General features: G+C 43.5%; 12 protein-coding genes. All 12 read right to left on the bottom strand.

What is annotated here, in order from left to right; all coding sequences use genetic code 11:
* Positions 1 to 355: 355 nt before the first annotated feature.
* The gene (locus DYH63_RS21740) at positions 356 to 760 is read right to left on the bottom strand and encodes a nucleotidyl transferase AbiEii/AbiGii toxin family protein (RefSeq protein ID WP_369692818.1); all 405 of its coding nucleotides are present in this window, start codon (positions 758 to 760) and stop codon (positions 356 to 358) included.
* A 2-nt stretch (positions 761 to 762) separates the two neighbouring features.
* Positions 763 to 1,014 (bottom strand): nucleotidyl transferase AbiEii/AbiGii toxin family protein, encoded by a 252-nt coding sequence (locus DYH63_RS21565; protein ID WP_240409063.1) that lies wholly within the window; start codon positions 1,012 to 1,014, stop codon positions 763 to 765.
* Positions 1,007 to 1,468 (bottom strand): helix-turn-helix transcriptional regulator, encoded by a 462-nt coding sequence (locus tag DYH63_RS05205; RefSeq protein WP_116787810.1) that lies wholly within the window; start codon positions 1,466 to 1,468, stop codon positions 1,007 to 1,009. The genes DYH63_RS21565 and DYH63_RS05205 overlap by 8 nt, the downstream gene beginning before the upstream one ends.
* A gap of 417 nt (positions 1,469 to 1,885) precedes the next feature.
* Positions 1,886 to 2,938, bottom strand: coding sequence for an HNH endonuclease domain-containing protein (locus DYH63_RS05210; protein WP_116787811.1), 1,053 nt, complete (start codon positions 2,936 to 2,938; stop codon positions 1,886 to 1,888).
* Positions 2,939 to 2,981: 43 nt separating this feature from the next.
* Positions 2,982 to 4,421: a hypothetical protein gene (locus DYH63_RS05215; protein WP_116787812.1), complete on the bottom strand. Its 1,440-nt coding sequence runs from the start codon at positions 4,419 to 4,421 to the stop codon at positions 2,982 to 2,984.
* Positions 4,422 to 4,431: 10 nt separating this feature from the next.
* Positions 4,432 to 6,603, bottom strand: coding sequence for a hypothetical protein (locus DYH63_RS05220; protein WP_116787813.1), 2,172 nt, complete (start codon positions 6,601 to 6,603; stop codon positions 4,432 to 4,434).
* Between the two features lie 54 nt (positions 6,604 to 6,657).
* Positions 6,658 to 6,882: a hypothetical protein gene (locus DYH63_RS05225; RefSeq protein WP_116787814.1), complete on the bottom strand. Its 225-nt coding sequence runs from the start codon at positions 6,880 to 6,882 to the stop codon at positions 6,658 to 6,660.
* An 18-nt stretch (positions 6,883 to 6,900) separates the two neighbouring features.
* Positions 6,901 to 7,722 (bottom strand): DNA/RNA non-specific endonuclease, encoded by an 822-nt coding sequence (locus tag DYH63_RS05230; RefSeq protein WP_116787815.1) that lies wholly within the window; start codon positions 7,720 to 7,722, stop codon positions 6,901 to 6,903.
* 123 nt (positions 7,723 to 7,845) lie between these two features.
* Positions 7,846 to 8,043, bottom strand: coding sequence for a DUF6965 family protein (locus DYH63_RS05235; protein ID WP_116787816.1), 198 nt, complete (start codon positions 8,041 to 8,043; stop codon positions 7,846 to 7,848).
* Between the two features lie 77 nt (positions 8,044 to 8,120).
* Positions 8,121 to 12,899, bottom strand: coding sequence for a protein NO VEIN domain-containing protein (locus tag DYH63_RS05240; protein WP_116787817.1), 4,779 nt, complete (start codon positions 12,897 to 12,899; stop codon positions 8,121 to 8,123).
* 293 nt (positions 12,900 to 13,192) lie between these two features.
* Positions 13,193 to 13,804 carry an alpha-ketoglutarate-dependent dioxygenase AlkB family protein gene (locus DYH63_RS05250; RefSeq protein ID WP_116787818.1) on the bottom strand — a complete coding sequence of 204 codons (612 nt, stop codon included), beginning with the start codon at positions 13,802 to 13,804 and terminating at the stop codon, positions 13,193 to 13,195.
* On the bottom strand, positions 13,791 to 15,194 hold the full coding sequence (locus tag DYH63_RS05255) for an exonuclease domain-containing protein (protein ID WP_116787819.1): 1,404 nt from the start codon (positions 15,192 to 15,194) through the stop codon (positions 13,791 to 13,793). Before DYH63_RS05255 ends, DYH63_RS05250 begins: the two co-directional genes overlap by 14 nt.
* Positions 15,195 to 15,208 lie beyond the last annotated feature (14 nt).

Below are 15,208 nucleotides of genomic sequence, written 5' to 3' on the forward strand. Positions count from 1 at the left end.
TTTAAGAAAATTAGCAATATGAAGCGACTTATTCTGAGATCGATACGAAGAAATTCTACCAGAGATTTCTTTTCAATACCCTGAAAAGCATTTTTTACGGTAAATTGTCTATGGCGATATTATCTAGTAGCTGCGCGGAATAACATCAGTAACGCTACGATATCACGTTTAGGTTGGCGGAGTAATTGTTAAAACAGCTATTTAAAAGTATTTTTTGTTTTGTTAAGCTGTTTGTGTGGTAATTGTATTTTCAAGCGAAGTCGTCAAGCCGCTTCCCGGCTGCATAAGGTTTGCTGTAGTGTAATTAACTAACTTTTCCTCTTGTGAATACTAGGTATTTCATAACCTCTCCAAATTATTGCTGCCTGTATGCTTCCATGGCAATTTCAAAATCTTCTTTTATGAATTCCCAGTAGCATCCGCGCAGGCATTCCGGGTCGAAGTCTGTATCAGCCTTTTCAAATTTGGTAAAGTTCGTTACTATGAGTGTGGGGTCGTGGCTGTAAGGATACCGCAAGGCATGTAGCTCCAGCATCCGTCCAATCGGGTAGAGAGGGAGCAACTCGTAGCGGTCAAAAAAGTCTTTCTTACGACCGCCTCGTTGGATGACATCGACTTTCATTGCAATAATTTCTTCGGTGGTAGCCATACGTATGCCTTCCACATGGAGGGGATCCTGCATAAAAGGATCTGTGGTATAGAATAGATCTAATTTGATAGTGTTTTCACGATCCGTACCCAAGAAATAGGAACGTCCCATACCTACAGGACCTGAAGAAACCTTTCCAGATATTTAAAAAGCCTCGATAATGTCTGTTCTATGCTGTCAAAGTTAATACTGCCGTAATCTGCATCGGTGAACAGGTCGATATCCACTGAAATCCTGTGGTCGTGTTGCAGGGAAAGTGCTGTGCCGCCTACCAGGCGAAACGGATGCAATTCGGGTAGTTCCATCAATTGTAACAGCACTTGTTGCAACAACCGTTTTACGGTATTCCAATACATTTTAGCCATCTGGAGTTATTGTCTTACGTACTTCTTCGCTTCCGTAAAAACGCAGGATCTCTTTTTTCTCGGTAAGGTTTCCACGTTCGAAAATACGCCTGATAACGGCTGTAGCCTGTCGCTGCCAGTCAATTTTTGTTATATTGGTGTCCCAAAACAGGGATTTGCGCAGTCGGGAAAGGTTCGGGGTATTGTGAGCTGCTTCTTTCTTCTTTAGTTTGGCGATATCATAATACGCCTGTAGTAGTACTAAGGTACCTTCTTCCAAGCCGAGGGCTTTTTCGAGCTTAAGCGATGTAGCGGTAGAAAGGTCACGTTTGCCGAGGATAACCTGGTTAAGGCTTTGCGGAAATTCATCTATAGACAAGGCAAAAGGGCGTTGGGCAAGCTGCCTTTTGGCGAGCTCGCGTTGTAAAACCGCTCCCGGGTGTATGCCTTTGTAGCGTTCAAATTGCTTGTCCATATCACTAATGTAAACAAATTTGCTTACATATTGCTTTTTTACTGCATTTACTATTATATTTTGAAATAATATTAAATGGTAATTGGGGGAACAATCCTTGGATTATCTTATAATTGTAGATTTTTACGTCCGTTACAGACGGCGCTACTTCAACAGTAGAAAAAGACTATAAAGTAAAATTGGGTCAGATTTTCACCCCTGGTGGTTACCCTGTTTATGGCTTTGGTAAAAACATTCCGCTATTATTCGGTATAGGTGTGCAGCACGAGCCAGAGCTTTCAAAAATTGACGATAGACTATAAACCCAGCCTGGCGATTTGGAGTATTTCTTGCGGTAGATATACCACTCTTTAAACATAAGAACAGTATTAAACGCAAAGAATAGATTTTTCATCTACGAGTAATATAATTATTACGTTACAATAAGATGAACCCATTATTTCCCGCTATGGTGTGTAGTGGTATTAGAACCTCGCTGTAAAGTTTTGTGTTCAGGCCGGAAGCATCCATTTTAGGAAAAATAGTTATGAATTCTTCCAGGTATTTATTTTTAGGTGCCTTAGTGCATATTACATTATAAGCTTCTTGTTGTAGTCTTACAAACGGCTCAAAGTGCTTTTCGAGCGACGGCAGCTTATCGGATTTAATACTGTTGAATTGTTTATCAATTGGCGCTAGGTTCCAAATCAGGTCATGCGATACGAAGGCATGGGGTATGAAATGATCTACCGCGTAATTGGTTATGTCCATTTTGGTGTTGGTATAAATACATTCGATCGAGCCTAACTCCTTAAACACGATGTCCCAATAGTGTTTTCGTTGGGGCAGGAGGGAACCACGAAAAGGAGGTTTTATAAGTTTTCCGGCAATATCAGGAACGCTTGGGTTACGCACCTGAAGGAATGCAGCCAGGTTCCACAGGCAGTAATCTTTCAGAATGCGCGAATGTGTTGTTAGGTACCCTACCCACTTCGGGTTGATGATAATCTGGTGGCTGTCCAGTGCATACAAACAATCTCCTTCAAAAGCAGCCGAAGCGGTATAGATGTACTTTTTATAACTACTGTCGTTATTTATAGTTGTTTTATTAAACCAGGGTGAGAGGAACCAGTGTGGTACATTATTATCGAAATGCCATAAAACCTTTACAGTCTCCGTCTTAATTGAACCTGCTAACCGGCTCACAATGTCTTCCTGCCGGAGGTTTACCGGTAATGCTTCGCCTGCCTTAATGGTTTCTATTGACTGTTGCAACAGGTCCTGTTTTCCAAAAGACACGTGGAAATAATTTACAGTGTACCAAGCTCCGGCCACCATACGCGCAAATAACTCCTGTTTTTCGATGACCGTTTTGCCTGTTTCCACGGCTTCAAGTATTGCTAAAAACCAGTAGAACTTGTAGGTAGAAGCCGTATTTGAAAATAAGCCTGACAATGTTTTAACCGGTAGGTTAGGATGAAATGGAACCATATAAGTAATAATTCACTCTTTGATTAAAGTGTTTGCTAAATTATCAAACTTTCCGGTAGAAGCCCTCGTGCAGTGACACCTTGCAATACTTCTCATGTACTTTAGGATAGTTCACGATATAATTGTCAAAGCCAATCCATTTCATGATCAGGTGGTTCAACAATGTATATAAGCGAATTGCACTGTAAAACATTTCCCTTGTCTTGGTGTCGTCGGTGCGTTTATCCCCCAATAGCGATAAATCAGGCACACGCCCGTGAAGGAAATCATTACGTGTATTAAGTATCTTAAGGTCCTCAGGCGATAACGTAATTCCAAGCGCCTCAAACGGTGCGTGTAGCTTGGCTTTATTTGTAGGCTGGTTCAGGTAACTTATCCTGCCTTCCAGTGTTTGGTAACCCTCATCAGTAATCTCTGTTTTAAATTCCGTAAGGGCATTTAAAAGGGCTAGTCTGACCTTTTTACCAAGCGGTTTTGAAGGTATTGGCTTAAGGTCTTTTTTTAACCCGTCCGTAATAAGCGGTGAGATGGTCTCCAGGGCAATCGCATACCCCCCGGGCATGAAGAGTAAAGACGCTTTCGCCGACTCCATCATTAGCATGATTACGGATGTAAATTCACCTGAGCTGTATAACTTGTTTGTAAGCACTGACAGTTCATTTGCGGAGACCGGCCGCAGTGTTTTTGCTTTTATAAGTTTGTCTACCAAGGAGTGCCTTTTCCTTATGTATGCTGCCGGATTGGAATTGACCGGGCTGTAGATGGTATGCAAACTTTTCCGGAACGCCTGAAACCTAAATGCTTTAAATGCATCCATTTTCCTGTTGGAGTATGCAAAGTAAAAACCGAAATTCCCCTCCATTTTACCCATTAAGTAGCCCATGGCATTTTTTAGGGCAAATGTTTTATCACAAAAATCTTCGAAGTCAAGTCTGCTTTCGGCTTCCATGCCCAAATAGTAGTTGCCTTCTGTATCATTGAAATAATACGCCCACACCGTTGTAGTGCCAATTATTGCTTTCAGGCATGTTGAGGAGAGCGTACCAAAGTCATTTTCGTAAACACTGTGCTCAATATAATGGTGAAAAGCCAAGGATTTTTCAACGGGTATTATCAGGCGGTAAAATTGCTTAGTTTTACTAAACCCGGAGGAGGTAAACTGGTGGGATGAGGCAGCCACTCCCGTTGCCGTGGAAATACCGTCGATAAATACGTTTTTTAAGTTGAGTTTATACCCTTGCCAACTTATATATGACCGTTTTATAATTTTACCTACTTCCCATCCCGGAAAGGCCCTGAAAAAATCAATATCCAATTCCAAGGTAGCCTCGTTATTTGCTATCTCAAAACGGGCATCAGCATCAGGCAGTTTCCCCGGGTGACTAAAGGTTACATCAGCAGGTTGCAACAGGCGTTGCACCAGCGCTGCGGCTTCTTTTATATGTACGTAATGTACTTTACGGCTTTTCGATTTTCGTATCATATCTGGCTTCTTACAATAATCTCGGTTCAGTAACATTGATATAACACATGCATTCAAGATTGTATCCCTTTCGCCTGTTTGTATCGCCTAAGCCCACCCATATCTGGTTTTTTAAATCCCGATATTTATACATGCAATAGGCAGCTAATCTTTTTTCTAAAAATTCCTTGGAAGAATGCGCCATGTAGGTTACGCCAATCCCAAGAGTCGGGCTAAAAAGCGAGGCATCGTGGAGGTTCCCGTCGCCGATAAAATCTGTTTTGGCCTTATCGATTTGCCTTTCAAATTGTAACAGCCCTGGTTTATCCATAGAAAGGATGGCGATGGCAATTTTTACCTTATGCTCAAGGGCGCTGTCGGCCAGTGCATCTAAGAGTACTGAAATACCCTTTGGAAGGTAGATTTCCGGCTTTTTTGAGGGTAAGAGGCTGTGTCCAAATTTATGTAGGTAGTAGTTGTTTATAGCGTCAGTCATTGGCATAAAAGAAACAAATTCATGGCCTTGCGTTTTTTCGGTCAGGTTTGCAAGAGCAAGGCCACTTTTTAGGTAATAGCCCAGCAGGTCCAGTTCTTCATATATTTGAAAGCGCTGTACCGAAAGGAATTCTTTTCTCCGGCGTATGTACTGTATAAATACAAAGGGATTCGTTATAAGGTCTGCAATGACCTTTAGGTCATAGAGGCTAAGGATCCATGGAAAGTACCTGTTTTTAAAAAATCCCATCTTGTTGGTCGTTTTTAGTGCTGCAGCAATATTACCTATAGGTTCGAGTGTGATTGAAAGCAATACTACCTCATCGAATTTATCCCGCTCAATTACAACGGTCTTGCCTCTATCGGTTTTGAATACTGCCTGTGCTGAGCCCTGGATGTACTCCAGGGTCCTTATTCCCTGGTCATAGGATTCCTTGACAATTTCCTTCAGGTGCTGTTGGGTACGCTGTCGGTGCCCTTCCTTTGCCTTTGATGATATCCGGTGGCCTTTTACCTCTACGATAAAAAGCACGCTGTCAAAGTAAAAAATGGTATCACTTTCATACCGGTCTTCCCCGATGGTATAAAATAAGTTCGCCGGGTAGAAATGTGCCTGTGGCATAAGTCCCGTAAGTAGATCACGCGCCTGGTCCAATGTGAAATCATGTTTCGCCTTAGAGTATTTCCCTGATAATTTTCGCTGCGTTTTTATGAATGTTTCGAAGTGGAGTTCCGGTGCCCAGAACATTAAGGGTGCCGAGATTAACAGGTAGCGCCCGTTGTGATGGACAAAGGGGCGCAATTTTAAAATTGAATTTGCGGAAACGATATCATCGCCGGCTTCGAGGCTTGGAAAATCGCAACTATGCTGTTTTAAGAAAGCTTCCACTTTTTCTATCGGCATCCCGACACCTTCAGCCAGTTCTGCTGCAGAAAATGAGTAGATTTTGCCCAGGCGCGAATTCATATCCAAAAGGAAATACCGTTTCAGCATATCACGCTGGGTATTGTAAGGATATTTAGCGACTTCTTCTATTTCTTCTTTCGAGAGTATGATACCTTCCGGCAAAATCCCTTTCTTTTTGAATTTCTGAATTTGCTTTACGCAATGACCGATATATTGCAAAGCCTGGTCGCGCATGGAATTGTATTTTTCACCCAGGAAAGTCGGTATTTGCTTGCGAAGGGTGATTGAGTCGGCGGGGCTAAAACCAAAGTGGGCTGTCAATTGCTCTTCGACGGGTCTGTATATATCCTGGCTGAACATTAAATGGTGGTCCGGCAAGGCGGGATTCCTGACAAAGAGGGCTTCCCGCTGTAGTATGGCAGCAGGATCTTCTACGAGGTCTCTCATAGCATCATATGAATCCATACGCTCATCGCTTTTATATCCCATATAGGCAAATGTCTCCTTCTTGAACGCATCGAACAGCGCATAGAAGTCTTCTATGTCAAGTGGTTTTGACGCATTATATGGGTTTTTCAGGCATGCGAGCGCCGCAATTTCAATTAATACAAAATTTTTATCCCCCCTTAAATCATGGTATTCGGCGTTTGCATCTTCACTCTGGTGGTAATGAAATACTGCTGCCAAGAGGTCAAAGGTTTCAAATTGACCAACCATCTCCATGATTGACGCTTCAGACTCTTTTATTCGCTGTTGTAAGTCCCGGGCATTTGCCTGTAAAAAATGGCCTGTATTATCCATGGTATGTTATCCCTAGGGATTATTGGTTTAAAGTTGGTGGGCATGTTCTGGTGTTTACCTAAACAAATACTTATCCAGATGTTCCCCTTGCTTGAATTCTGTTTTCCCTAAAATGGTATTATCTTCCTGGATGTAGCGCACTTCAACAAAAAAGTCGTTCACTGCATACAGCAGGCAGGTTACACCATCACAGGCAAGTGTGTCTACATGGGTTCCCTCATCCCAGACAGCCTGGTATTGTTGCTGCTCTGTAAGGATTAAAAAGTCGTATAGCTTCATGAAATCTTAGTGGCTGGATTAGGGAATTTCGGTCAATGTAAAATCCCTTTTTTTGGATTCAAGGTTGCGCTGTTTGGTTTCGGTCAGTTCAGAGAAAAAATCAAGGCCTGTGAGCTTTTCTATTGCATCAACAGTAGTAAGATAAGTATTGAATTCATCAGACTGGGGATGCTGTGGAAAAAGAAAAGCTACGGTCTTTACGGTACCCTGGTACCCCCGTTTATAGGCATAAATCTTAAAGCAATGTGTCGGCACGGCCACACCGCTTGCAAGTGTGTCGGGCTTTGTGGCAAAGACAGGCCCGGTAATCACATAGAGGTCGTTAACCTCTTTACCGTTAGTGTCATCCTGGGAAAGCGTCTTACGCTCATACTCCTCAAGCTTTTGCCAGATCCCGCGGTTGAGGTCTTTATGCTGGGGGATTATATTGGACATAAGGTAGGTTTCCATGAGTGCACGTTGGCCATACTGGGCCTGTATGGCCGCATCCGGCGCCATATGCCCACGATCGTAGCCAGAGCCTTCGTAATCCTGGTGTGTTACCTGAGCTTGGGTACGAATGTCGTGCTGGAACTGGAACGGGCGCTCCCATTTCTCTATTTTTTCTTCCGCTGTCCCATAAGCCCCTTTTGCATTTCCGAGCCTGTAACAGGCCCATAATGGATTTTTTAGAGCATTGGAGTACCCTATAATGAAGCCCTGGTTGTAGAGTACCTGCACATCTACGCCCTTGGGCAATCCGCTGTAGCTGAAGAGTGGCGCCAGGTGTTCCTGCGCCTTTAGCGCTGCGGTAACATAAAATAAAAAGCAAGCCAGTATGATTTTTATACGTGTATCCATAGGTTAATTGTTTACTTGTGTTGGATGGTTAAGTATACGCCCGCGATTGCAGCGGCATCCTTTTTCGGTGGAAAAGATATAGCGGAATGCGCGTTAGGGCGCCCCGTCGTCCTGCTTTACCTTTTATAGCATATCACTGTAAAATTCTTTAAGATGCCACCATCCCGGGCAGGTTTCTATGTTGCTTTTGAAATTGGCTATGGTGATATAGCAGGCATTTAAGAATTTTTGGATATCGGTTATCTTGGCCCATGGCTTCCAGTCCACCTGTTGGGGAGGTAGGTTTTTCTCAAAATACTTTTTAATCTCATCAGGGTTCATAGGACTCGAAGATAGGAAAGTTTTTCATACAAACGGTTACTAATCAGGCTTGGCCACCACCTTAGCCGGAGTGTATCCTAAACTTTTTTAAACTTTATTATATAATTGTCGTTTACCACAGAAAACCGGTCGTTGTCACTAAAGGAAGACTTAGCCCCATAGTCAAAAAGCCCCTGTATGCGCTCAATCTCGGCATTAGCAGGGTCTGCTATGTTCTTTACCAGGAAGATTTCATAATTCCTTTTTTTAGCCTCTCCAAATCGCACTTCCGGGGAGGTTATATGGAAGGCATCTTCACGGCTACCGACCACTTTCACTTCAATATACCGCGGATATTTTGCCCCGTTCGGTATGTATTCTATATCATAACCCAGGCCGTCCTTACCACAGATATTATTGCCGCAGTGGCGGGCGTATTCAGACACCCATTTAATACTCTGCTTATTATCCAGTGTCTGGTTCAGGTATTGAAATACAAGGTATTCCCCTAAGAAACCAACATCTTCTTTCGGGACTTTTGGCCTTATGCCTATTGGGGTTCCCGGGCTACCGCCGGCTTTCTTTTTTGTATCTGTGGCATTGGTCTTTATCGTTTTTGAGGTTATGTTGCCAAATCCTGCCTCGCCGAAGAGTGCGTCGATTTGCCCCTTTAATTCTGCCAGGGTATTGTAAAATAAGTCGGAGTCCCCGACTTTGAGTTTTTTAGAGCCCTTAGTGGCATTTTTACCTGCTTCAGTACGGCTACCCATCCAACTTTCAAATGCAGTAGCAATGGCAGGAAGCTCCTCTTCAAAATACAGCAGTGATTCCATCGTAGGGTTTTCCCCTAGGTATTGTGTAAAGAGCAACCTGTCGGTGGTTGGGTTTGTAGTGTAAAAAGTATCCAGGTTATCCACCCTGGCAATGGATAAATCTTTGTTAGCCACGTTGGCAAGTGCAGTGGTGTCTATGCCAAAAGTATCCAGAACAACCCTTGCAAGTTCGGTATCAGCGTGGCTTTTGTAATCTACTTCATTAACAGGTACACCTTCCAGATGTTGGAATTGTTGTATCTTTTCCAAAAAGCGCGGCCTAAGGTTGGCATCCATGCGGCACATCTCATGATAGCTACTGGTAAATGCCGCTGTAAGGGCAGTAAGCTGCTGCCTGAAATAAAGCTTAAAGAGCGGCTGGAGATCCAGCTGCGGGTAGTGAAAAGCATTGAATTTTGAAACCTTCAAACCCGTCGCGGTTAAGAGGTCTATCAACACCTGGGCGCTGTCCTCATCACAAAGGTCATTGTAATTAAGGGTATCATAGCATTGTGTAATATGCGTCGCAAATTTTGGGAATGCCTTGGTGAGGGCTACCAGTAGCTGCTGGTCGGAATCGTCCTTGGGCTTAAGGTTATTGCTACGGTGGCACCTTGTAAAAGATTTCCAGAAATCCAATTTAGGGTTGCTGATTATTCCTAATAAATTCCGCGCATGGGCCAGTTTCTTAAGTTGCTGGTCGTCGAGTTCAGCCCGCAATATTTCATCGCGTGAGTTCCCGCTTTTTGAGAACAGTTCCCTGATTTGCTGGCGTTGGGAATCCACATCAAGCATTGCGCTGAAGGCATCGGCAATGGCCGAGCAAAATTGCACATCATCCCGCAGTTCCTGGATATCGGTAGCATCCCGGCAACAGATATGTACCGTACTGCGGTTACGCTCGTAAAAATATTCGTAATCACCCAGTAAGATTTCCCGTTGTTCTCCCTTTATTTCCATGTGCAGGCTAAGTTCCGGGATGAGGCTGAAACGGGTATCGCGGATAGTATTTTTCTCGCTGCCGCCGTCGACTTCCCTTCGCAATACATATACATATGGCTTGAAATTCTCCATCTCTGCCACGAAAGCGTTATTCAGGCTATGGGGCATAGGGGTTTGGCTGATTTTTAGCGCTATATTTTCAAGGGGTTGTACCCCAAATAGCCTGCGTATTTTGTCTTTTCCCCTTCTTCTGTCAATGTCAATCACATTAAACTGGCGCAGTATCGCTTCCCCATAGCGCTTGTCGTTTACGTACACACATGAGGAAGCGACAATGAATTCGCCGTTTTTGCATAAGACTTCCCCCTCTGAGATGAATTTTTTGTAGGCGGGGTCTTCTTCGTCTATACGCTCCAGCATCTTATCGTCAAAATTTGCAGAGAGCTGGTTGTATATTGTCCGCGCTTTTTTCTCCCCGTTCTCCATCGAGGGCAACTTCAAGAGGATATTGAATAACATCTCGGTGGAAAAACTGCTTACCGACTTGTGCACTCCAATTATTGACAGCAGGTAATCTGCTTTTTCCCGACTAATACCATAGTTTCTTAATATCTCATAGTCCAGGGACGGCTTTTCAACAAGCCCTTGAAAATCCTCGTTTACATAAGCGGCGGTTGTACAGCGTGACGGGGTTTCAGAAAAACCTTGTTCGCAGTGCAGCCAAGCGGTATTAGCTATCGTCCAGCGTATAAACGACCTCATTTTTGTGTGCCCTATTTTTCTCCATACTTTAGTATTGTAAAAGTCAAAATAGATGACACTTCCTTCCGGCTCAACGTCTCTTTCTAATAATTGTAAAAGTAAGGTGTCTTCTGAAATCCAATGCAGTACTTTTTCGGGCGTGTTATTCTTAAGCAGTTTTTCAAGATCATCAATGCTACTGACATTCACAGTACCGTAGCCATTTGTAAGTTCCTCTTTGAATTTCGTATAATCTTTGAAAAGGTAATCGTCTACTTTTGACCTGTAGTCGTAGGTTTTCATGTTATACTCTGCGTAGGGTCCCGTAGTAGTATAAAGCAGTAAACGTGGACGTGTCGCGGCACCAAGCCAAAGCAGGTATTTTGTCCAGTCCTCTTCTTTACCTTGGGGGACCATCATTTTTTTGGGACCGGCAATGTTTTTAGTTTTGTCATAGCGGTACAGTTCCCCGGTCAGGGTATGGCCGTATTCCCTTCCGAGATAGCTCTTGTTAGCCATAACTATGGTTCCTTTTACCGACAATATGGGACAGGGTTCGCCTTTCCATTGTTGTTGCACAATGCCATAGGCGGAGTACAAACTGAAAAGGTAATTATGGAGCTCAATAATCTCTTCGTTGCGTGTTGCCCCGCTGTAGTGCCTGATAAGCAGTGTTACCAACTCCTCAAACCGGTATTCTTTCAGGTTAAACTTTGGCAGTGCCTGTGCCAGTGATTTTATATCTGCTACCTCCATAAGGGATAAAAGTTCAGTAGTCAGTTGCTCGTCGATGATCTGGATGTCCAAATTAGATGGGAGCGAGAATTTTTTCTGGTTATCGGGCAGAAAAACGGATTTGTCAAAGGATAATGGCTGGTAGTTAGTGCCGTAGAAGAACGTGGTTTCACCTAAATCTTCATTCTTACCCATATGTTCGTGTACCGCATCTATTAATTGAGCATAGTCACCCTGGGGTATTTGCCGGCACCTGGAGACAATATCTTCCATCATGGTTGTCGTATTGTAGCTCCCGCAGTGCAATTCATTCAGGATATTAAATGCCTTAGGGTTTTCACAATTTTGCAATATGTTCGCAAAGGCTTTTGGGTCAAGATATTCTGAAAGTATTTTTTCAGGATAATAAACCGGTCGGTCCTCATCATCCCAAGTAATATAAGTGTTTGCCGTAGTTGGGAAAATAGGTACCTGTTTCGCTTCCCGTAGTACCGCGTCACGGAGTGTTTTCGGTTTAATTACATCGTCAAGCCCCGTTATTTCTACCGTAAGAAACTCAAGGGCTGCATATGAGGGTACGCCCGTTGCGGCGGCGATCTTCGCAGCCGCGCCAGCCAATAGTTCCGGCAGGAGTGCAAGCAGTTTCTTGTTGTATCCTTGGGGATCATCTATAATAAGGTTTCGGTCGGCATTAAGCTCGAAGGTACCGTGTAATATCCCTGAGCATCTTATCGGTACTTTGGTGCGGAAAAAGGAATATACCATGTCCTTAACAGGATCAAAACCGTCACACCACGCCATACAAAGCTCGTATGATGGACCTTGGTCTGAAAATTTACCCTTTAGGGCGTATTTTTTCCAAAGCCTCTTGTTTTGCGTGCCGTCCTCAAGGAATGTTGATACAACAACGTCGCCATCCTGATTTACAGTTCGCGTATATCGGGTGATGCCGCCCTCTAGATCAAGGATGATTTCTTCGAGATTATTGAGGAAAAGTAGGATTTCCCCGTCCAGGTCGCTTAGGATTTGTGCTTTGACCTCATCCATTGCGTTAGAAAGCAGCGCTACCTCAATTATCGTATCGTAGAATTGCTGTTCGGGTGTTGCCTGGGAGTCCAGTACCTCGGGACAAACCAGTGTAGATATGGGCTGCATTAATTTTTTTTTATTGAGCCTATCGTATTGTTTCCTGAATTTTCCGTCTTTTAATAATTCATCCAGAACTTTCCTGCTATAGTCTTCAGAGAAGGCAACATGAAGGTCGTGGCTGTGTATGGTAATGCTTTTCGCCCAACTGAGGATTGAGCGGAAACCAAGCCCTTTTTTTCCGATTTGGTCTTCTTCTGCCTGTTTGGGACTTAGGTGGCTGTGAAAAATCGAATTTAAGCCTTCCTCAGAAAAAGGGTGCCCGGTGTTGGCTATCATGAGTTTTTCGCCCTTTAGCCTAATTAGTACTCTCTTTTTTTTACGTGCTTTGCTTGCTGCATCGTCCGCGTTCTGAATCATTTCCAGCAGCTGACGGCCATTGTAATTTTTTATGTTTTCTTTCTCTCCGTTGTACTCGGAGAACATACGCGACGGGCTTCTGAGATAGACTTCTTTAGTGGTCTCAATTTGTTGTATTGCGGCGGTTTGTATGGTTGTCATTACGATATGGTTGAGGACAGAAAGATATCGATTGATTTAAATATTTCCAAGTAAAATCTTACTAACTTAAAGTTCTGAATAGTCGAAGCCATAGCATTTAAACGATCCCGCTTAATTTTTACATATTGTTTTTGCCCTTGCTGTATTTCCCCAAGTGCCTTAAGGTAAACTTGATTTTGGGCGTATAAAAAACGAGTTAGTTTAAAAGTATCTTCCATTTTTTTCTTTTAATGCGATGCGAATTTAAATTTTGTGCAGGTTTTAATGTTATAGTTTTTTTCTAAAAATATACTCTATTTTACCATTCGGAATGTCAGGTTTATTCGGGGCAAAAGAGATCTGGCCGATTTCGGTATATGATGTTCCCAATACGTATTGGTCGTACCTGACATCAAGAGTAATGTGCCGTGATGTAGGGGTATTTCAACCTGACCAACCGCTTTATTGGTCTTATGGCGAAAACGAAAAGGCCTGGTCTGTCCAAAGGTGACTGATGCTATATTGGGATTACGCCCAATCTTATGTTCCCTGTCGGAATGCCATGCTACGCTGTCATTTCCATCCCTATATAGATTTAAAAGTACCGCATTAAACTTCAGGCCGGTTTCTGTTTCCACTTTCTGGCGCAACGCTAAGAGTTCCGGTGTCCAGGTTTGGGGCTCTTCGCTATCCTCTTCCTGCCGCCCGTACCAGGCGATCATACGCGGTGCGGTAACCATTTTATCGTACATGGGCATTTGGTACTGATGCCATGGTGTATACTGAAGCAATTTCATATAATAATGATCTGCTTCTTCTTTGCGAATAAAGCTGTCATACTGCATCAGATCCAGGTCCGGCAGGTCAAAGTATTTCTTTGGGCTGGTGCCTGTGGTAAAAAGTTCAGTCTCATTAAATAGTGTCATAACTGTAATTTTGAGATACTGTATTTTGTTCAGGCTTTAGAACTTTAACTGGGTATTTAATTACATACGCATTAATCAGTTGCATGATATAGCCATTACTGTTATAAGGGGTTACATACTCTTTAATTTCTGAAATTTCGGTAAGCGAAATATCAGAACCAATGTAGCCCATGCCGTAAAAATGGCCTTTTTCCACCCATATGCAGCTGCGCTCCTCACGGCTTCGGCCTTTGTCAACAATAGCATAGCTGGGACGTGAAGCATCAAGAAAGTCCAGCGCCCGGTTTACCGCATCGTTATGGTGGTCCGCATCGGGTAATGCGGTAGTGTCCTTAACAACTACTTCTCCCGAAGATGCCCCGTAATGGATAAAGCGGTAATCGATAGTAAATTGGCCAGCAAGTTTTAAAAGCAGGTTTACTCCATCATGCAGCGAATGGAACATCTCAATGTAATGCTGATGTTTTACGAGTTTGCCAACGGCCAGATATTTATACCCGTTACGGGCTTCATACTCATACAAGCCGAATTTAGGATCAAACTTTTTGAGTGCCCTGTTGTGTATGGGCCATAGCTTTTTTATCTCACAGCATTCCAGTAGCAGGGCCATAAACTCTGAGGCACACACCTCGAAAGATATCCCGTATATATCCCGCAAGAAGTTCTGGCGCTGGGGTGTGATCTTATGACCTGAAAAATGCTGAGCTATCCGCTTTTTGAGGTTCTTGGCTTTTCCGACATAGACTACTTTCTTTTCCTTACTATAGAAATAATAGACACCCGGCTTTTCCGGCAGGGCATCGAAATCCTCCGGCGGCAGGTTAGGAGGGAGGCGTTGGTCCTGCGCATTCTTTTTGATCATTTTTTCTATTATACCCCCATTGTCCCATTTAAGCAGCTGGGACAATAGTATGGCGGTAGCATCGGCATCACCGCCTGCCCGGTGTGCGCGGAGTAAAGGTATATCAAGGGAACGGCACAGGTTGCCCAGGCTGTATGAAGGCAATCCGGGCTTAATCTTACGTGCTGCCCGAACCGTGCACAATTTATTCTTAGCAGTCCATTTTAGCCCGGCCCTACTGAGTTCATGGCGGACAAACGAATGGTCAAAGTTTACGTTATGGGCGACAAACACGCGGCCTGAAAGCATCTCATACACCTTTTCTGCAACATCATCAAAGATGGGAGCATCTTGTACCATCTCATTATTGATCCCTGTCAAAGCAAAAATAGGCAGAGGGATTTCTTTTTGCGGGTTAACCAAGGTTTCGAAGCGTTCCAACACCATAACCCCATCATAGATGATAATGGCAATTTCGGTAATACGGCTGCCGCTGGCGTTGCCGCCTGTGGTCTCTATATCTACAATGGCATATTCGTTTTTTTTCATCATTTAGTATTTTA

This window comes from Flavobacterium psychrotrophum (assembly GCF_003403075.1).
Classification (GTDB): domain Bacteria; phylum Bacteroidota; class Bacteroidia; order Flavobacteriales; family Flavobacteriaceae; genus Flavobacterium; species Flavobacterium psychrotrophum.